Annotated in this window: 16 protein-coding genes; 8 read left to right on the top strand and 8 right to left on the bottom strand. The window is 64.3% G+C overall.

All coding sequences use genetic code 11. From position 1 onward, the window contains the following. Positions 1–48: 48 nt before the first annotated feature. Positions 49–405, bottom strand: coding sequence for a hypothetical protein (locus MKZ40_RS14010; protein WP_175090206.1), 357 nt, complete (start codon positions 403–405; stop codon positions 49–51). A gap of 361 nt (positions 406–766) precedes the next feature. Between MKZ40_RS14010 and dusA the strand changes: the two genes are divergently transcribed. The 3 genes from dusA to MKZ40_RS13995 all read left to right on the top strand — a co-directional run bounded on the left by dusA (position 767) and on the right by MKZ40_RS13995 (position 3,633). Continuing rightward, the gene (gene dusA, locus MKZ40_RS14005) at positions 767–1,774 is read left to right on the top strand and encodes a tRNA dihydrouridine(20/20a) synthase DusA (protein ID WP_175090205.1); all 1,008 of its coding nucleotides are present in this window, start codon (positions 767–769) and stop codon (positions 1,772–1,774) included. A 460-nt stretch (positions 1,775–2,234) separates the two neighbouring features. Further along, positions 2,235–3,092: a peptide MFS transporter gene (locus MKZ40_RS14000; RefSeq protein WP_217485907.1), complete on the top strand. Its 858-nt coding sequence runs from the start codon at positions 2,235–2,237 to the stop codon at positions 3,090–3,092. Beyond that, entirely contained in the window at positions 3,043–3,633 is a 591-nt protein-coding gene (locus tag MKZ40_RS13995; protein WP_217485906.1) for an oligopeptide:H+ symporter, read from the top strand. Before MKZ40_RS14000 ends, MKZ40_RS13995 begins: the two co-directional genes overlap by 50 nt. Before the next feature lie 126 nt (positions 3,634–3,759). Here the strand turns inward: MKZ40_RS13995 and MKZ40_RS13990 are convergent, their stop codons facing one another. Further along, a complete protein-coding gene (locus MKZ40_RS13990) occupies positions 3,760–4,785 on the bottom strand; it encodes a succinylglutamate desuccinylase/aspartoacylase family protein (RefSeq protein ID WP_043333116.1) in 1,026 nt (341 codons plus the stop codon). A gap of 233 nt (positions 4,786–5,018) precedes the next feature. On the opposite strand from MKZ40_RS13990, the gene MKZ40_RS13985 reads away from it, so the two are divergent. The 4 genes from MKZ40_RS13985 to MKZ40_RS13970 all read left to right on the top strand — a co-directional run bounded on the left by MKZ40_RS13985 (position 5,019) and on the right by MKZ40_RS13970 (position 7,476). Continuing rightward, positions 5,019–5,789, top strand: coding sequence for a sulfite exporter TauE/SafE family protein (locus MKZ40_RS13985; protein WP_282627942.1), 771 nt, complete (start codon positions 5,019–5,021; stop codon positions 5,787–5,789). 115 nt (positions 5,790–5,904) lie between these two features. Further along, positions 5,905–6,258, top strand: a complete 354-nt coding sequence (locus MKZ40_RS13980) for a DOPA 4,5-dioxygenase family protein (RefSeq protein ID WP_175090203.1) — start codon at positions 5,905–5,907, stop codon at positions 6,256–6,258. Between the two features lie 73 nt (positions 6,259–6,331). After that, positions 6,332–6,823 (top strand): CreA family protein, encoded by a 492-nt coding sequence (locus MKZ40_RS13975; protein ID WP_175090202.1) that lies wholly within the window; start codon positions 6,332–6,334, stop codon positions 6,821–6,823. A 161-nt stretch (positions 6,824–6,984) separates the two neighbouring features. After that, positions 6,985–7,476, top strand: coding sequence for a pyridoxamine 5'-phosphate oxidase family protein (locus tag MKZ40_RS13970; protein ID WP_043333119.1), 492 nt, complete (start codon positions 6,985–6,987; stop codon positions 7,474–7,476). Positions 7,477–7,649: 173 nt separating this feature from the next. Here the strand turns inward: MKZ40_RS13970 and adhP are convergent, their stop codons facing one another. Together adhP and MKZ40_RS13960 are read right to left on the bottom strand one after the other, a co-directional pair. Further along, positions 7,650–8,678 (bottom strand): alcohol dehydrogenase AdhP, encoded by a 1,029-nt coding sequence (adhP, locus tag MKZ40_RS13965; RefSeq protein ID WP_175090201.1) that lies wholly within the window; start codon positions 8,676–8,678, stop codon positions 7,650–7,652. Positions 8,679–8,961: 283 nt separating this feature from the next. Then, positions 8,962–10,482: an aldehyde dehydrogenase family protein gene (locus tag MKZ40_RS13960; RefSeq protein WP_175090200.1), complete on the bottom strand. Its 1,521-nt coding sequence runs from the start codon at positions 10,480–10,482 to the stop codon at positions 8,962–8,964. Between the two features lie 394 nt (positions 10,483–10,876). Here MKZ40_RS13960 and MKZ40_RS13955 point away from each other — a divergent pair, with 394 nt between their 5' ends. Next, entirely contained in the window at positions 10,877–11,674 is a 798-nt protein-coding gene (locus MKZ40_RS13955) for a response regulator transcription factor (RefSeq protein WP_175090199.1), read from the top strand. Positions 11,675–11,763: 89 nt separating this feature from the next. Here the strand turns inward: MKZ40_RS13955 and MKZ40_RS13950 are convergent, their stop codons facing one another. The 4 genes from MKZ40_RS13950 to recD form a co-directional block, all read right to left on the bottom strand. Further along, positions 11,764–13,080: an Nramp family divalent metal transporter gene (locus tag MKZ40_RS13950; protein ID WP_254627145.1), complete on the bottom strand. Its 1,317-nt coding sequence runs from the start codon at positions 13,078–13,080 to the stop codon at positions 11,764–11,766. A gap of 274 nt (positions 13,081–13,354) precedes the next feature. Continuing rightward, positions 13,355–14,857, bottom strand: a complete 1,503-nt coding sequence (locus MKZ40_RS13945; protein WP_175090198.1) for a hybrid sensor histidine kinase/response regulator — start codon at positions 14,855–14,857, stop codon at positions 13,355–13,357. Continuing rightward, entirely contained in the window at positions 14,847–16,037 is a 1,191-nt protein-coding gene (nosP, locus tag MKZ40_RS13940) for a nitric oxide-sensing protein NosP (RefSeq protein ID WP_175090212.1), read from the bottom strand. The genes MKZ40_RS13945 and nosP overlap by 11 nt, the downstream gene beginning before the upstream one ends. A gap of 112 nt (positions 16,038–16,149) precedes the next feature. Further along, positions 16,150–18,282: an exodeoxyribonuclease V subunit alpha gene (gene recD, locus MKZ40_RS13935; protein ID WP_217485905.1), complete on the bottom strand. Its 2,133-nt coding sequence runs from the start codon at positions 18,280–18,282 to the stop codon at positions 16,150–16,152. Positions 18,283–18,285: the final 3 nt, after the last annotated feature.

Raw genomic sequence — 18,285 nt, 5'->3', positions numbered from 1 at the left:
GGCGCTTGCAAGCCCAAGCCAAGGGTCAGGATCTGAGTACCATCCATGTCAATTCTCCAGTCTGTTCGGGGCCCCATATCCTGGACCATTCCAGGGCACCAATTCCACACCTGGCGTCGAAGAGCCCAGAATCCCTCCAGCAAAAGCTAAAACACAGTCTATTTCTTGATAGACTGTTCTGTATCCATTAAAATGCTCACCAATAAAAGAAGGCTGCCATAACTTTGCCGTAATTGCATAAGCCTTTCTGAACCCAGCTAAAACTATCTGCCTACCATCACGATAATCTCTAGTAATTGCAGAGTCTGTAGCCACAAAAATACCATTAGATTCTAGGCTTATAGCCCCATCATCTAAAAATGATAAGGATGGCTGCAAATCATGCCCAACAACAACTAAAGTCATATTCAAACCCTCTAAATAAAATTAGAAAAACTTGAAAAATCCACAGCAATACATTCCCTGCAAGAGCTACATAACCATTTTATAAAAATAAAACTGTATCGATTCTATTTAACTTAATGCAATGCAAATAAGCAATCAACCAAGATCCTGGTTTTAAATACTATATAACTACAAATATAAGCCTTAGCCATAAACTTAGCACCGGAATAGTTAAGGCATATTAGACATTTTAATAACTAAGCTACACGGGCCTGCCATTCGCATCACAAGCTGCTAGAATCACCGCCCGCTTGTCTCGACAGCGCCTGCACCTGATGCTCCGCCCCCTGCTCCCACACCAGCCGATATGACTGCCATGCCGATGACACCGATTGACCGCACCTTCTCCGTCGCGCCGATGATGGAATGGACGACCCGTGACTACCGCGCCTTCGCGCGCGTGTTGAGCCGTCGTACGCTGCTGTACACGGAGATGGTGACCACCGGGGCATTACTGTTCAATCCGGACCGCGAGCGCTTCCTCGGCCACGACGAGACGGAGCATCCGCTGGCGTTGCAGCTGGGCGGCAGCGACCCGCAGGCGCTGGCCGAGTGTGCGGCGATCGCCGAGAGCTGGGGCTATGACGAGGTGAACCTGAATGTCGGCTGCCCGAGCGATCGCGTGCAGAACAACATGATCGGTGCCTGCCTGATGGGCCATCCGGAGCTGGTGGCCAAGTGCGTGGCGGCGATGCAGGCGCAGGTGAAGATTCCGGTGACGGTGAAGTGTCGCATCGGGATCGATGATCAGGATGAGGACGCCGATCTCGAGCGCTTCATCACCACCGTGGCCGACGCCGGCTGCGACACCTTCAGCGTGCATGCGCGCAAGGCGTGGCTGCAGGGCCTGTCGCCCAAGGAGAACCGCGATATTCCCCCGCTGAACTATGGCCGCGTACACCGCCTCAAGCAGGCGCACCCGTCCTTGCATATCGGCATCAATGGCGGCCTGAAGCTGATGGATGAGCTGCACGAGCAGCTGGAGCACGTCGACAGCGTGATGGTCGGCCGTGAGGCGTACCACAACCCCTGGTTGCTGGCGACGGTGGACAGCGAGCTGTACGGTGAGGCCGAGAATCCGCACACCAGCCGCCACGATGCGCTGCGTGCCTTCCGCCCCTATATCGAGAAGCGTCTCGCCGAGGGCGTGCGCCTCAACCACATCAGCCGCCATCTGCTGGGACTGTTCCAGGGCCAGCCGGGCGGTCGCCAGTTCCGCCGCCACGTCTCCGAGAACGCCCACAAGCCAGGCGCGGGCATCGAGGTCATCGATGACGCCATGGCGCGCGTGCCGGAACAGCGGCCCGAGGCACAGGTCGAGCAAGCCTGATCGAGCTGGCCTGTTCGGGCCGCTTCTGCTCTCTTCTGTCCTTTCTTGCTCTCTCTTCTGCCCTCTCTTGAGAGCAGCGCTGACAAAAGACAGTCCCCGACACCTGGCCCTCGCGCCGGGTGTCGTCGTCTCAGCAGTCAGCAAAGTGACGACACTGCACTGTCAGGCGTGGCACCTGACGCAACTCTGCGTCGCCATCTAAGCTAATAATCCCTTGAATACCAACAACATGCATGACTTTCGTTTGATTGTCTGACAAAGACATCTCGCGCAGAATGACTGACCATACGGACAACAACAGGTCTCGACATCGTCACGCCATGCTTGCGTGATGTCAGCCACACAACTGCTCCGTCATCGGCCATTCCTCCACAGTCCTCCTCTGCAGCCCTGTGGGCCGGTTCATGCAGTCCCGTCATCCGGGCTGCGCTGCTTCTGCTGACACTTCCTTCGAGGTTCCATGTCCACACACTCCTCTACCGGAGCCAACAGCCGTGAGCTGTTCGGGCATCCGGCCGGACTCTATCTGCTGTTCTCCACGGAACTGTGGGAACGTTTCTCCTATTACGCCATGCGTGCCCTGCTGGTGCTCTATCTCACCGATGCCGTCACCAGTGGCGGTCTGGGCTGGGATCAGGGCGACGCCCTGCAGCTGTATGGCATCTTCACGGGCCTGGTGTACATCACGCCGATGTTCGGCGGAGCACTGGCCGACAACTGGTTGGGTGCCCGCCGTGCGATCCTGATCGGGGGCCTGATCATGGCGGCCGGGCAATTCGTGCTCGCCGTGCCGCCGGCCATGAGCGGCCTCAACCCCGAGATGCTGCTGTATATCGGCCTCGGCCTGCTGATCGTCGGCAACGGCCTGTTCAAGCCCAACATCTCCACGATGGTCGGCGACCTCTATCAACAGGGCGATCACCGCCGTGATGGTGCCTTCACCATCTTCTACATGGGCATCAACATCGGTGCGCTGCTGTCGGGCATCGTCGCGGGCTCCATGGCCGAAGGCTATGGCTGGAACGCCGGCTTCCTGGTGGCCGGTATCGGCATGCTGCTGGCAGTCGCCATCCAGCTCATCTTCGCGCCGCGCCATCTGGGTGACCTGGGGGTCGAACCCAGCGCCCGCCGCGAGGCACGCCTGAGCAAGAGCAACAATCGCAAGACACCGCTGAGCCGCGAAGAGCGTGACCGCATCAAGGTCATCCTGGTGCTGGGCCTGTTCACCATCCTGTTCTGGGCCGGTTTCGAGCAGGGGGGGCGGCCTGATGGCGCTGTATGCGCAGGACTACACCGACCGCATGCTGATGGGCTTTGAAGTGCCGGCGGCCTGGTTCCAGTCGCTCAACCCGCTGTTCATCATCCTGCTCTCGCCGCTGCTGGCAGGCCTGTGGACCCGCATGGACAACCGCGAGCCCAGCTCGCCGGTCAAGTTCGCCTTCGGCCTGATCGCCCTCGGCATCGGCTTCGTGTGCATGATCGGCGCGGTGCTGGAGCAGAAAGCCGCAGGCAGCGCCTCGATGATCTGGCTGGTCGGCGCCTTCTTCTTCCACACTCTCGGCGAGCTGTGCCTGTCACCGGTGGGGCTGTCGATGGTCACCAAGCTGTCACCGGTGCGCATGGGTGCGCTGATGATGGGCGCCTGGTTCGCCTTCGTGGCACTGGCCAACTACCTGGCCGGAATGATCGGCTCGCTGGTCGGCGAAGCCGGTGCCATGAGCGTGTTCGGCGGTATCGCCATCACCGGCGTACTCGGCGGCCTGCTGTTGCTGGTGTTCGCCGGCAAGCTGGTGGACTGGATGCACGGCGCGGAAGCGGGTCACGACGGCCCGCTCGAGACCCAGAGCAGCCACGGCTGATCTCGTACTCGTCGTCATCTTGCTGCGACGACATCACAGACTGCTGCAACGCAAACGCCCCGCTCATCGAGCGGGGCGTTTGCGTTGTCACTGCCAGCAACCAGGGCGAAAAGGGGCGTGAAGCGCCTAGATGGAGTCCGGCACGAACAGCTGCTGGAAGTTGTCGACGGCGCTCTCGGCATCGTCGATCGCATGGAAACGCGCCACGTGGTAGAGCGCCTCGCCCTCGTTGGCCAGCGGCAGGTTGGCCATGCCGATGATGATGCCATCCGCGGGTGACAGCACCTCGCTTTCGCTGTTGCCGAAGGGGTCGGCGACGATGCCCAGCACCTGATGCTTCTCGACGCGGTCCCCCAGGCCCACGCGGCTCTGGACGATGCCATCGATGGAGGCCCGCGCCCAGCTGGAGCCGTTGGACATCTCCACCGCACGCGAGCTGGGCTTGCGGTCGCGGTCCTTGGCCAGCATGCCGATGGAGCGCATCACGCGCTTCACACCGCTGACGCCCGGGCGAATCGCCCACTCATCGAAGCGCAGCGCCTCACCGGCCTCATAGGTGATGACCGGCACGCCGCGCTCGCTGGCATAGGCACGCAGACTGCCCTCGCGCAGTTCGGCATTCAGCAGCACCGGTGCGCCGAAGGCATCCGCCATCTGACGCGTGGCATCACTGCCCGTCATGGTGGCGCGGATCTGCGGCAGGTTGGTGCGGTGGATCGCGCCGGTGTGCAGGTCGATGATGTGGGTGGCCTGATCGGCGATCTGCTCACGGAACAGCGCCGCCACCCGCGAGCCCAGCGAGCCGCTCTCGCTACCCGGGAAGCAGCGGTTGAGGTCGCGGCGGTCCGGCAGGTAGCGCGTGTGCTGCACGAAACCGAAGACGTTGACGATGGGCACCGCGATCAGGGTGCCGCGCAGCCGTGCGAGGCTGGAACTCTTGAGCAGCCGCCGCACGATCTCGACGCCGTTGATCTCGTCACCGTGGATGGCACCGCACACCAGCAGCACCGGGCCGGGCTGGCGACCATGCACCACCTCGACGGGGATGTGCAGCGGCGCATGGGTGTAGAGCTTGGCGACAGGCACATCGACCTGGGCCCGCGTTCCCGGCGCGATGCGGGTACCGCTGATTTCAAATGGAGCGCGTGACATCGCCACCTCAGAGATTGTTCGACCAACGAGCGACAGGCACTGCGACATGCCCACCAGATCAGGCTATTCGCTCAATGTCTCGAAAGAAAACACTGTGCGACATGCGCCTTTTAGCGCATTGGTGCGTCAAGGGAAAGACATCATTGCAGCGTGTCGGGGTGAAGCGCGGGCAGAATTGTTCAACAATGGGCCTTCACGACTCACCTTGCCCGCCCTCTCGACATGAGATGCCCGTGACCGATTCTCTCGATGCCCTGCTGACACTGCCCGATTACTCTGCGCTGGCCTGGAGCGCGATCATCTTCTCGACCTACCTGACCGGTATCTCCAAGGGCGGCTTCGCCGGTGGCTTCGGCTCGCTCTCGGTGCCGCTGATGGCGCTGGCCATCGGGCCGCTGGAAGCCGCCGGTATCCTGCTGCCGTTGTTGCTGGTGATGGACTTCCTTAGCTCCCGCGCCTGGTGGGGCAAGCAGCTGTGGCCGGAGGTGCGCATCATCCTGCCCAGCGCCGCCATCGGCATCGCGGTGGGGGTGGTACTGTTCGATGAGCTGGACGAGAACATGATTCGCGGCCTGCTGGGCGTCATCTCGCTGCTGTTCGCCGCCTATATGCTGTTCAAGCCGACAGCCAGGAAACCGCTACCACGCTGGCTGGCCATTCCTGCCGGGGCCACTGCCGGCTTCACCAGCTTCTTCGCCCACGCCGGCGCCCCGCCCTACAACCTGTACATGATTCCGCGCCAGCACCCCAAGGAGACCTTCATCGCCACCACGGTGATCATCTTCGCTGGCATGAACCTGATGAAACTGGGCCCCTACGTGGCGCTGGGCGAGATCAACCTCACCAGCCTTTCCACCTCGCTGCTGCTGGTACCGGTGGCCTGGGCAGGCGTCAGAAGCGGCCTGTGGCTGCAATCCCGCGTCAATGAGAAGCTGTTCTTTCGCCTGATCATCATCGCGATGGCGCTGGTGGGCGTGCAGCTGATCTACAAGGCCTGGGGCTGAGGGCCGCAAGGCCCATCACACCCTGACGACCATTGCCGCCAGCCTTTGAAAACTCTCGGTACGGCCCTTGAGGCCGAGTACTGGAATGCCCCATGAGAACGATCGAGACAACGCCATGAGCGACTCCATGACAAGCCGCATCAGCTACTACCATGCACATCTCTACTACACCGATGAGCAGGGCCTGGCCGCCGCTCGCGAGCTGGCGGACCAGGCCGAACGGCAGTTTCCGCTGCGGGTCGGTCGCTTCCACGAGAAGCAGGTGGGCCCGCACCCACTGTGGAGCTGCCAGCTGTCATTTGCCCCGGAAGAATTCGGCCGCATCGTCCCGTGGCTGGCGCTCAATCGCGGCTCGCTGGACATCTTCGTGCACGTCGGCACCGGCGACGACCGCTTCGATCACACCCAGGGCGTCATGTGGCTGGGCAACTCGCATACGCTGAATCTGGCAGCCTTCGACAATGATTGACGCCCGTTCATGACCTGACACGCTATCATCGCCTTGCCGCCTTCGCCTTACCCACTGACTCAAGGAAGACCCCATGACTCGACTGCGCCGCCTTTCCTCTCGTGCTGCCCTGCTGGGTGTGATCGCCTCAGGCCTGCTGCTGGCCGGCTGTGATGACAACGAGGTCGGGGACGTCTCACTGGGCCTGTTCACCACCAAGGACATCAAGATCGAGAGCCTGATCGACCCCAAGGTGCCGGGCGTGACCTGCCACCTGAGCAACATCGAGGCGGACCTCGACTTCTCCGATCCCTCCGACATGAGCATCGCCTGCCGCCAGACCGGCCCGATCACCGCGGAGATGATCGCCGACATCGACACCTCCAAGAGTGGCGAGGAGGTCTATCGCAAGTCCAAGAGCGTGCTGCTCAAGAGCCTCAAGATTCGCCGTATCCTGGATCGCGACTCCCAGAGCCTGCTCTATATCGCCTACAGCACCAAGGAAACCAGCGGCAGCTTCAAGCATGCGCTGAGCAGCGTGCCGCTGTGGGGCAGCGACGCCTGGCAGGCACCGGCAGCGCAGTGAGTCACCTCGGCGCCTGAATCAAGCGCCGATTGATCAAGTGCTGACTCATCAAGCGAAAGCTTCACCATCATCCCTTGAAGTTGTGGGGTGTCGCTCCAAGGTCTTGTGCAACGGCTAGCCAGCCGGATTTTCATTCGCATGACGCAAAGGAGTGACACACGATGTCGAGCCCGGAGCACAAGCAGAAGATCTGGAAGCTGATCAAGGATGTGAAGGTCGGCATGTTGGTGACGCAAGGCGATGGCATGCCCCACGCCCGCCCGATGCATCTGGTGCAGGATGACTACGACGGCACCCTGTGGTTCTTCACCCGCGCCAGTGCCGAGAAGGTGTTCGAGGCCAGGAAGGACAGCGAGGTCTGCCTGAGCTTTTCCGATCAGGATGATGGCGTCTACGTGTCGCTGAGCGGTCATGCCAATCTGCACCGTGATCAGGGCCTGATCGACAAGTTCTGGAATCCGTTCGTGGCCGCCTGGTTCCCGGAAGGCAAGGATGACCCCGACGTCACCCTGCTGGAGATCTCGGTGCAATCCGGCGAGCACTGGAAGGCCAAGGAGAGCAAGGCCTATCAGCTCTACGAGGTGGCGCGTGCCAACCTCGACAAGGACCACACCCCGGACATGGGCGAGAACGAGAAATTCGGCACGGTGTAAGCAGAAGCCTGAGCTCGTCAGAGAGAGCTCTTTGCAGTGCCGCGTGAGAGTCAACGCGCACGGCCATGCCAGACACGACAACGCCAGCCCACGGGCTGGCGTTGTCGTGTCTGGCAGCCTGCCGTTTCCAGCAGGCCTGGCGTCGGTGGTGAGGATTCAGGCCAGCGAACGCCTCAGGCCTTCATGTCGAGCACGATGCGCCCCTCGATCTTGCCGTCGATCATGCGTCCGAAGATGTCGTTGATGTCCTCGAGCCTGCCGGTCTGCACGGTGGCAGCGACCTTGCCTTCCGCGGCGAAGTCCAGCGCCTCCTGCAGGTCCTGACGCGTGCCGACGATGGAGCCACGCACCGTGATGCCATTGAGCACGGTGGAGAAGATCGGCAGCGGGAAATCGCCCGGCGGCAGGCCGTTGAGCACCAGGGTGCCGCCACGGCGCAGCATGTTCTGGGCCTGATCGAAGGCCTTGGGCGACACCGCCGTCACCAGCGCGCCATGTGCACCACCGATCTCGCGCTTGATGACGCTCGCCGGGTCTTCCTTCATGGCATTGACGGTCACGGTCGCGCCCAGACGGCGGGCCAGTTCCAGCTTGGCATCATCCACATCCACCGCCGCCACGTTCAGGCCCATGGCGCGTGCATACTGCACCGCCATATGTCCCAGCCCGCCGATGCCCGAGATCACCACCCACTGGCCGGGGCGGGTGTCGGTCATCTTGAGTCCCTTGTAGACCGTGACCCCGGCGCACAGCACCGGCGCGATCTCCACGAAGCCCACGCTGTCCGGCAGGCGGCCGACGTAGCCTGCGTCCGCCAGCGTGAACTGGGCAAAGCCGCCATTCACCGAGTAGCCGGTATTCTGCTGGCTCTCGCACAGCGTCTCCCAGCCGCCCAGGCAATGCTCGCAGTGGCCGCAGGCCGAGTAGAGCCAGGGCACCCCGACACGATCGCCTTCCTTGACGTGGGTGACGCCCTCGCCCACCGCCGCGATGGTGCCGACGCCTTCATGGCCGGGAATGAACGGCGGATTGGGTTTCACCGGCCAGTCGCCATGCGCGGCGTGCAGGTCGGTATGACAGACCCCGGAGGCGGCGACCTCGACCAGAATCTCGCCACGTCCCGGTCGCGGTACCGCGACCTCCTCGATCACCAGCGGTGCACCGAATTCACGTACCACGGCGGCTTTCATGCTGTTATCCATGACGTACTCCTCATCCATTGAAGACTGACGAACATTCAAGAAAGACGGACATTCAAGACAGACGAACCAGCAGAGTTGCGGCGGAGAGTGTGGGCTTGCGCCTGCATGCGCCAGCGCCCGAGCCAGTGCAAAGCTTGCCTCTCCATTGAAACCGGACGCAGCGCTCCCTGCCCTGCGCCAGATCAAGCAATCGGATCTGGCGCGGGCATCGATGTCATTTTCTCAAGCAAGAATCGCGGGAGTCGTGCAGCACCACCGGTCGCGGTGGCGCTGCCAGACAGGCCTAGAAGAAGCCGAGCGGATTGATGTCGTAGCTGACCAGCAGGTTCTTGGTCTGCTGGTAGTGCTCCAGTGCCATCTTGTGGGTCTCGCGACCGACACCGGATTTCTTGTAGCCACCGAAGGCGGCATGGGCGGGATACTGGTGGTAGCAGTTGGTCCACACGCGACCGGCCTGGATGCCGCGCCCCATGCGGAAGGCGACGTTCATGTCGCGGCTCCAGACACCGGCGCCGAGACCGAATTCGGTGTCATTGGCGATGGCCAGCGCCTCGGCCTCGTCACGGAAGGTGGTGACGGCCACCACCGGCCCGAAGATCTCCTCCTGGAAGACACGCATCGAGTTGTTGCCCTTTAGCAGGGTCGGCTGGATGTAATAGCCGTTGGCCAGCTCGTTCTCCAGCTGCTCGCTGCTGCCGCCGGTGAGCACCTCGGCGCCTTCCTCACGGGCGACATCCATGTAGGACATGATCTTGTCGAACTGCTCGCGGGAGGCCTGGGCGCCGACCTGTACGTCGGTGTCCAGCGGGTTGCCGCGCTTGATGGTCTTCACGCGCTCCATCACCCGGGCCATGAAGTCGTCGTAGATGCTTTCCTGGATCAGGGCACGCGACGGGCAGGTGCACACCTCGCCCTGATTGAAGAACGCCAGCACCAGGCCTTCGGCGGCCTTGTCGATGAACTCGGGCTCGGCATTCATGATGTCGGCGAAGTAGATGTTGGGGGACTTGCCGCCCAGCTCCACCGTGGAGGGAATGATGTTGTCCGCGGCGCACTTGAGAATGTGCGAGCCCACGGGGGTGGAGCCGGTGAAGGCGATCTTGGCGATGCGCTTGCTGGTGGCCAGCGCCTGACCGGCCTCGGCCCCGTAGCCGTTGACGATATTGAGCACGCCCGCCGGCAGCAGGTCACCGACCAGCTCCGCGAGCACCAGAATCGAGGCCGGGGTCTGTTCCGCCGGCTTGAGCACCACGCAGTTGCCGGCCGCCAGCGCCGGGCCGAGCTTCCAGGCCGCCATCAGGATCGGGAAGTTCCACGGGATGATCTGACCGACCACGCCCAGCGGCTCATGGAAGTGATAGGAGACGGTATTGGCATCGATGTCCGCCGCGGTGCCTTCCTGGGAGCGCAGGCAACCGGCGAAGTAACGGAAGTGGTCCGCCGCCAGCGGAATATCGGCGTTCAGCGTCTCGCGCACCGCCTTGCCGTTGTCCCAGGTCTCGGCGACGGCCAGCATCTCGAGGTTCTGCTCGATGCGATCCGCGATCTTGAGCAGGATGTTGGAGCGCTCCTGCACCGAGGTCTTGCCCCAGGCAGCGGCTGCCTTGTGGGCGGCGTCCAGCGCGAGGTCGATATCCTCCGCACTCGAACGCGGGATACGGCAGAAGGCCTCGCCCGTCACGGGGCTGACATTGTCGAAGTACTCACCCTTCACCGGCTCGACGAAGCGACCGCCGATATAGTTGCCGTAGATATCCTTGAACGTGACCAGCGCATCGGCGCTGCCCGGGGAGGCGTAGATCATGGCGAACTCCTGTTGGCCGGATTCACGAGTGGCGCTCGTGATCGACGGCCTGTTGTTGTCGTTGCTGCGCAGTCGTTGTCGTTACTGAAAAGTCGTTGTCGTTGCTGAAAAGTCGTTGTCGTGTCAGCGAAACGCCTGGGTTGGCCCTTCTGCAGTGGCGCCGTTGGCGCTGACCCGCTGCCCGATCCATCAAGCGGTACTTGATCAGGCGACTCTCACAGTCTTGACCACCGACGCCAATCGCGACATGCCCCCATGGGCGGAGACCGTCTCATCCCTTGGGAGGAGAAAAGGAAGGAGAAACGAACGCCGCCATACCGCGAAGGCCGCAAGGCACGACACCACGCCATGACGTTATGCTCAGGATATCGCCCGCCACCGGCCAGGAGCCTCCATGTACCGTCTGTTGATCGCGGATGACCATCCGCTGTTCCGTGATGCCATCAGTCGTACCCTGAGTCTGAGCGTCGCTGACACCCCGGCACCACCCTACGAGCTGCTGCAGGCCGCCAGTCTCGCCGAGACGCTCAGCCTCATCGACGCGCATGCCGATAGCCTCGACCTGCTGCTGCTGGATCTCGACCTGCCCGACAGCCACGGCCTGGAAGGCCTGACGCGCTTGCGCCAGGAGGCAGACTGGCTACCGGTGGCGATTCTCTCCGCCCACGAGGCGCGCGAGACGGTGCTGGAAGCCTTGGCACTCGGCGCGGTGGGCTATCTCTCCAAGTCGAGCTCGGCGGAGGTATTGCGCGAGGCGCTCGCGCGCATGCTGGCCGGTGAGGTTTATGTGCCCGCCCGCCTGATGCGCGCCGCCCCGCGTCCGGCGCTGGCGAGCCAGGCGGCTTCCTCACCCTCATCAGCCTCAGCACCAGTGCCACCGCCAGCCCCTCAACTTGCGCCGAGCCTCAGCGAGGCGGAATTCGCGCAGCGCTGGCAGACCCTCACCACCAAGCAGCGCGGCGTGCTGGAGCGCATGGTACTGGGCGAATCCAACAAGATGATCGCCTGGCAGCTGGGCGTGGCGGAAACCACCATCAAGTCGCATGTCTCCGCCATCCTGCACAAGCTGGGGGTCGCCAGCCGGGTACAGGCGATTCTGCTGGCCAGCCACTCCCTGCCTGCCGTGTCTGGCGCGAGCGCGCCCCCTGCCGCCCCACAACGCGCAACGCCCCGCCGGGGCGCTCACGAATGAGGCGCACAGCGGGGCGTTGCGAGGGCCTGCCACCGGCAGGGCTTTTACATCTCACAAGGGCATAGGAACTGGGGCATAAAGCATGGAGCCTACATCAGCTCGCCGACCAGCACATAGCCATTGAGCAGAATGATGATCGCCGCGACCAGCACCCCGATGGCCGTCACCCAGTGACGATTGACCAGGTCTCCCATCAGACGGCGGTTGGCGGTGAACATCAACAGCGGCACCAGCGCGAAGGGAATCCCGAAGCTGAGTACCACCTGGCTTGCGACCAGCACCTGCTGCTCCGGCAGCTCCATCAGGATGATGGCGATGGCCGGTGCCATGGTGATCACGCGGCGCAGCCACATCGGAATGCGGAAGTTGACGAAGCCCTGCATCACCACCTGACCGGACAGGGTGCCGACGATGGACGAGGACAGCCCCGCCAGCAGCAGCGTGAAGCCGAAGATGAGGCTCGCCGCATCCTGCCCCATCAGCGGCGACAGCAACTTGTAGCTCTCGGTGATGGAGGCCACGCCGGTCTCGCCGTTGCCGTGGAAGACCTTGGCGGCCAGCACCAGCATCGCCATGTTGATCAAGCCGGCCAGCGCCATGCCGATGATGACATCCAGCCGGTAGTAGCCCATCACGCGACGGCGCTGACCGCTGTCACGCACCCGGATGCGATTCTGGGACAGTGCCGAGTGCAGGTAGATGACGTGGGGCATTACGGTGGCACCGAGGATGCCTGCCGCCAGGAAGATGGCGTGGCTATCCGGGAAGTTCGGCGACAGCAGACCGTAGATGATCGGCTCCACCGGCGGGCGACTGAGAATGATCTCGAGCAGGAAGCCCGCCGAGACCGCCAGAATCATCGCGCCGATGATCATTTCCATCATGCGGAAGCCGAAACGCTGCATCACCAGCACCGCATAGGTGATGGCGCCGGTCAGCAGCGCCCCTTCCAGCATGCTGAGCCCGAACAGCAGATTGAAGGCCAGCGCCGCCCCCAGGAATTCAGCCAGATCGGTCGCAATGGCGACGATCTCCGCCTGCACCCAGAAGGCCCACACCACCGGACGCGGGAAGCGTTCACGGATGACCTCGGCCAGATTCTTGCCGGTCGCCAGCCCCAGCCGCGCGGACAGGGTCTGGATCAACATCGCCATCAGGTTGGCCCACAGCACCACCCACAGCAGGGTGTAGCCATAGCGGGAGCCGGCCTCGATGTTGGTCGCGAAGTTGCCCGGGTCGATGTAGGCGACGGCGGCGATCATCGCCGGGCCGAGGAACGGCAAGGCCCGGCGCAGGCGGCCAGCGAAACGGACAGGGGAAGCTGTGTGCGCACCACCGGCAGCAGAGGCGTCGCCTTCGCTGCCCAGTGACATGCTTGCGGCATGACGTACGGATTTATCGGACATGACATTCAGCATGGGGGGAAAACCTGCCAGATCAATGACCCGCGAACAGATAAAGAAATATGCGGGAGGCTATGTGATCAGCATACACGACAAATGCTATTGATTCTCATTAAAAATAAGCGTGGTACCCGATAGGCTCCTTCAATCACCCCCGTGGCGGACGCCTATTTGCCATTACCTTTTGCAGCGGTCCTTTCCTGTCTCTTCTTGAGGCCCTTTTCCAGCTCCTCTTCCTCCCCCTTTGCAGCATCACTTCCAGCACCTCTGCGCGCGGCTAGCGACAATTGACCAGCAACTGGCGCAGGCGCAGCGGCTTGACCGGCTTGAGCAGAAACCCGAAACCGAGCGCACGCGCCCTGGCCTTGAGCGGCGCCGAGTGGTCCGCGCTGATCACTACCACCGGCAGGCCCGGCCAGCGTTGCCGCAGGCGTTGCGCCTGCTTGAGGCCATCGGGCTGCCCTTCGCCCAGCTGATGATCGACGATCAAGACCTGCGGCGCGGCCACGGCCTGCTGCAACAGCACCTCGGCATCATCGGCGCAGTAAACACTCGCGCCCCAGCCCCCGAGCAATGACTGCATGCCGGCACACACCTCCCGATCATCCTCGACCACCCAGATAACGGTATCGAGCAGCGGCTGCGCGAGCGGTGACGCGCAAGGCTGGCCGGGAGAAGTCGCGTCAGCCGCTGGCCCCCCCACACTGGCAGGCTGACGAATCGGCACGCGAACCGCGAAGGCGGCGCCGCGCCCCGGCGTGCTGGTCAGCGACAGGGGGTGCTCCAGCAGGCCGGTGATGCGCTTGACGATCGCTAGCCCCAGCCCGAGGCCGCGCTGCTCGTTGTCCTGGCGCGGCGCCAGGCGTCGGAACTCCTGGAAGACCACCTCGCGCTGATGCTCGGCGATGCCGGGGCCGTTGTCGGCCACGGTGATCTCCATCCAGTCACCGCGACGCCGACACCCCAGCAGCACCCGCCCGCGCGTCGAGCCATCCGGCACATGGCGCAGCGCATTGCTCAGGAAGTTGCGCACCACTCGCGCCAGCAATTGCAGGTCCGACTCGATGCTCAGATGACTGGCCACGTAATGCAGCTCGAGCCCACGGGCAGCGCCCAGCTGACGATATTCCTCGGCGAGCACATCCAGCAGTTCACGCACCGGAAAGACGGCGACATCCGCCGTCAGCACGCCGGCATCCAGCCGCGAGATATCGACCAGCGTGCCCAGCAGACTCTCGACATCTGCCAGCGAGCGCCCCAGCCGCGCCACCAGCTCGCCGGGCGTGGAGACACCCTGCGAAGCATCGCCCGGCGTGACGTCAGAAATGGCATCGCCCGGCAGGGAAGCATCCAGCGCCAGCCGCGCCAGTTGCTCTTCCAGGGCGCTGGCGAACAGCCGGGCGGCATTCAGGGGTTGCAGCAGGTCATGGCTGATGGCGGCCAGAAAGCGAGTCTTGGAGTGGTTGGCCGCCTCGGCGGCGGCCTTGGCGGCGGTGAGGCGTCGATTTAGTGCCCCCAGCTCATCGAGGGTGCGATGCAGGGCATCGGTACGCTCGCGCACCTGATCCGCCAGCAGCACCGCATGTTCGAAGGCGGCGTAGGGCGCGCTCGGTGAAGGGCTGCTGGATTCGACCCGCTCGATCAGGGCGGCGTTGATCTTCTCCAGCTGGCGATTGCGCGCCTTGAGGGCGGCGAGTTCGGCGCTTTGAGCGTCCGTCTGAGTCAGGGCGTCCGGATCAGTCAGAAACCCCTGCTCGGTCAGCGGCGTATCAGGCGGCATCCTCTCCTCCCGTGCCGTCGGCAACCGACCGGCGCTGGCCGATCACAACGCCGGTGAAGGTCTGGTTGATGTGCATGCCGTGATGCTGCTCACCGTAGGTATTGAAGCCGATCACCCGGTGCCGCCTGAGCATGCGCGAGGCCTCATCCTCCAGTGCCAGCGCCTCGATCTCCATGCGCCGCAGGAAGCAGTCGCAGCCGATGGTCAGCGCGGGCGGCCCCAGGCGCGCCTCCACCTCGGCCAGTCGCTGCTCGAGCTGCTCGAGAATCGGCGTGGCCTGCATGGCGGTGAGCACGATGCCGGTCTCCACCGCGCAGTAGAAACTCAGGCTGGCATCATCATTCACGCGCTGGATGGAGCGCACGTAATGCGCCTCGCCGATGCGCACCGCCAGCGGACAACGCGCGAAGACCGCCTCCTCCAGCGCTTCGGGAGCGACGCCGGCCAGCCGCGCATACTCCTCGGCGGCGGGTTCGGCATTCAGCTCCAGCACGCGGCGCGAATCACGATCCACCGCCGTCACCACCAGCTTGTCGGCCAGCGGCGTGAGGTGATGGGTGCTGATGACCTCGAACGGCAGCCGCGTATTGACCACCACCACGACCGCCGCCTGATCATGAAAGACGCCATCGGCGTAGACATAGGTGTGCGACAGGCGATTGTCATCCCCGGCGGAGCCACCGAAGGCGGGAATGCTGCCCAGCGCCGCATCCAGCGTCGCCAGCACCTGCTCCTCGCTGCTCGAGAGCCCGTCGAGCAGCGTCAGCGCGAAGCTGTTGCCCATCACCGGCGCCACGGCCTGCTCGCGACAACGTGCCAGCAGCTCGTCACTCAGCGCCTGGGCACGCGGAAGATCGAAACCGCTCAGATCATCGATCAGCACCTGCGCCAGCGCGAAGTCACTGCGCGCCAGGCCGATGGCGGTGATGGAGCCGCGCGCATAGCCCGCGGGCGTGATCTCACCGGCGGTGGTGCAACCGCTCACCGGCACCTCGCCGAAGGTGGCGGCCAGCGCCTGGCCCAGTGCCGCCAGCGGATAATCCGCCGAGCAGAAGAACAGCACCCCGCCGAGCCGTTCGCGATCCCCCAGCGCCAGATCAAGCGTTCGGGCAAGCTCGGCCACCGCCGCCTGCGGGTCCTTGAGCTGGCTGGCCGCCGTGGCCAGCGCCACGGCATGCATCTCGCTCTGTGGCTGCGCCCTTTCCTTCACGCGACTGCTGACGTCCGTCATGTCCCCTCCTCCCGTCGAGCGCGGCGGAGCCGGAGATGACGATCATCCGTCGGTGTCCGGCCTAGAGCACCAGCCCGCTGGCTCTCACCACGCGTCGTTCAATGGCGCCTTCCAGCGTCTCGCGGCGGGTTCCCGCCAGCGTGACCCGTGACTTGGCCCGCGTGATGCCGGTGTAGACCAGCTCACGGGTCAGAATCGGATTGGCGCCCTCAGGCAACACGAATAACACATGGCGGAACTCGGAACCCTGCGACTTGTGGACCGTCATCGCGAAGACGGTCTCCACCGCCTCGAGGCGTGACGGCAATACCGCGCGTACGCCACGGTGGAAGCGCTGGATGTCGGTGTCCTGCCCGTCACGCTCGGTGTCTGGCGTCGCCTCCTCCTCGACCGGGAAGAACACGCGCAGACGCCCCCCGGCGGCGGGGTCCGGCAGGGTGATGCCGACATCGCCGTTGTAGAGCCCCAGCGCGCGGTCGTTGCGCGTCACCATCACAGGGCGACCGGCGTACCAGCCGCGCTCGTCCGCGATCAGGCCGCGCCGCATCAGCACTCGCGCCACGCGCTGGTTGAGGCCATCGACGCCGTAGGGGCCACGGCGCAGCGCGCACAGCAGCTGGAACTCGAGCAGCAGGTCGATCACCTCACGCGCCGGGCGCCGCTCACGCACGGCCTCCAGCGCCGGGCGGTAGCCATTGACCACCAGCTTCTCGAGATCGCGGTCCTCCGGGCCACTGAGCTTGAGCCAGGCGATGTCGCGATAACCGGCCTTCCAGACATCGCGCAGCGCCTGACGATCACCGGCGTTGCTGGCGCGTGCCAGGGCGCCGATGCCACTGTCGGCGGAGAAGCGATAGCTCTTCTGCAGCACCACCACGTGATCGGCGAGGCGGCCACGTGTCGCTGATGTTTCCTCCAAGTCCTGGCCATCAGGCGCGGCGATGGCCTGTTCCAGCGTTTCGCCGGTCAGGCGGCTCAAGTCGGCACACAATGCCGGTGAGTAGCGCGGCGGCAGCGCATGCTCGCAGAGATCGCCCAGCACGGCGCCGGCTTCCACCGAGGCCAGCTGGTCCTTGTCGCCAAGCAGAATCAGGCGGGCGTGGGCGGGCAGCGCGCCGAGCAGTGCGGCCATCAGGTCGAGATCGACCATCGAGGCCTCATCCACCACCAGCAGATCCAGCGCCAGCGGGTTGCCGGCGTGATGGCGGAAGTGACGCGAATCCGGCCGTGCGCCCAGCAGTCGGTGCACGGTGCTTGCCTCGCGCGGGATGGCGGCGCGTACCACGTCTGGCACCTCGAGCTTCGCCACCGCCCCCCGGATCGACTCCGACAGCCGCGCCGCCGCCTTGCCGGTCGGGGCGACCAGGCGGATATCCAGCGCCCGCCGCTCGTGCGATTGGGCTGTCTCTTCGCTCTCCAGCTCGCCCTCTGCACCATCAGTCCCACCCGCCAGCGCCTGAGCCTGCAACAGCGCCAACAGGCGCGTGACGGTGGTGGTCTTGCCGGTGCCGGGGCCGCCGGAGATCACCGTCAGGCGCTGACGCAACGCCAGGGCACAGGCCAGCTTCTGCCAGTCCGGCTCGCCGTGCGGGTCCGGCTGATTGCTGGCGAACAGCTCGCGCAGACGCTCGCCCAGCGCATCACTGACCCGCGCCTCGCCCTCCTCGCTCGGCCCCATCCGCGCACGCAGCCCCGCCGCGACTTCACGCTCGGCCTGCCAGTAACGGCGCAGATAGAGGCGCTCGCCCACCAGCACCAGCGGGCGCAGCGGCAGATGGCCTGCCGGGGAATCGGCCTGCGCCAGCACGCTGACCAGCCGCGATGCCGCCAGTTGCTCGGCCCAGTGGCCGGCATCGATATCCGCCAGGAAGGCCTCCGGCAGGGCCACGCTGACCTCGGCCAGATGCGCCTCGGACTGCTCCAGCGGCGGCAACGACAGGGTCGCGCGTGGCTCGGCCAGCGCCCGCGACAGCGACAGGCACACATGCCCGCGCCCCAGTTGATGGCTGGCCAGCGCGGCCGCCAGCAGCACGCTGGCCGGGGCCTCCGGCACATGGCGCGCCATGAAGCGCACCAGATGGGCATCGACGCGCCTAAGCCAGCCCAGCTCCACCCACAGGCCGAGCGTGGCGAGCAGGGTGTCGGCAGTCGGGGCGTCAGGGGCAGCGCTGAGCTGCTGCGTTGGCACAGACATGGT

This window comes from Cobetia sp. BMC6 (genome assembly GCF_029991385.1).
GTDB lineage: Bacteria > Pseudomonadota > Gammaproteobacteria > Pseudomonadales > Halomonadaceae > Cobetia.
This window is presented reverse-complemented; position numbering and strand designations above follow the sequence as displayed.

What these genes read in the sequence shown, in the direction of transcription:
- MKZ40_RS14010 (WP_175090206.1), bottom strand. Translation starts at nt 405, where the DNA reads ATGACTTTAGTTGTTGTTGGGCATGATTTGCAGCCATCCTTATCATTT.
- dusA (WP_175090205.1), top strand. Translation starts at nt 767, where the DNA reads ATGACACCGATTGACCGCACCTTCTCCGTCGCGCCGATGATGGAATGG.
- MKZ40_RS14000 (WP_217485907.1), top strand. Translation starts at nt 2,235, where the DNA reads ATGTCCACACACTCCTCTACCGGAGCCAACAGCCGTGAGCTGTTCGGG.
- MKZ40_RS13995 (WP_217485906.1), top strand. Translation starts at nt 3,043, where the DNA reads ATGGCGCTGTATGCGCAGGACTACACCGACCGCATGCTGATGGGCTTT.
- MKZ40_RS13990 (WP_043333116.1), bottom strand. Translation starts at nt 4,785, where the DNA reads ATGTCACGCGCTCCATTTGAAATCAGCGGTACCCGCATCGCGCCGGGA.
- MKZ40_RS13980 (WP_175090203.1), top strand. Translation starts at nt 5,905, where the DNA reads ATGAGCGACTCCATGACAAGCCGCATCAGCTACTACCATGCACATCTC.
- MKZ40_RS13975 (WP_175090202.1), top strand. Translation starts at nt 6,332, where the DNA reads ATGACTCGACTGCGCCGCCTTTCCTCTCGTGCTGCCCTGCTGGGTGTG.
- MKZ40_RS13970 (WP_043333119.1), top strand. Translation starts at nt 6,985, where the DNA reads ATGTCGAGCCCGGAGCACAAGCAGAAGATCTGGAAGCTGATCAAGGAT.
- adhP (WP_175090201.1), bottom strand. Translation starts at nt 8,678, where the DNA reads ATGGATAACAGCATGAAAGCCGCCGTGGTACGTGAATTCGGTGCACCG.
- MKZ40_RS13960 (WP_175090200.1), bottom strand. Translation starts at nt 10,482, where the DNA reads ATGATCTACGCCTCCCCGGGCAGCGCCGATGCGCTGGTCACGTTCAAG.
- MKZ40_RS13955 (WP_175090199.1), top strand. Translation starts at nt 10,877, where the DNA reads ATGTACCGTCTGTTGATCGCGGATGACCATCCGCTGTTCCGTGATGCC.
- MKZ40_RS13950 (WP_254627145.1), bottom strand. Translation starts at nt 13,080, where the DNA reads ATGTCCGATAAATCCGTACGTCATGCCGCAAGCATGTCACTGGGCAGC.
- MKZ40_RS13945 (WP_175090198.1), bottom strand. Translation starts at nt 14,857, where the DNA reads ATGCCGCCTGATACGCCGCTGACCGAGCAGGGGTTTCTGACTGATCCG.
- nosP (WP_175090212.1), bottom strand. Translation starts at nt 16,037, where the DNA reads ATGCATGCCGTGGCGCTGGCCACGGCGGCCAGCCAGCTCAAGGACCCG.
- recD (WP_217485905.1), bottom strand. Translation starts at nt 18,282, where the DNA reads ATGTCTGTGCCAACGCAGCAGCTCAGCGCTGCCCCTGACGCCCCGACT.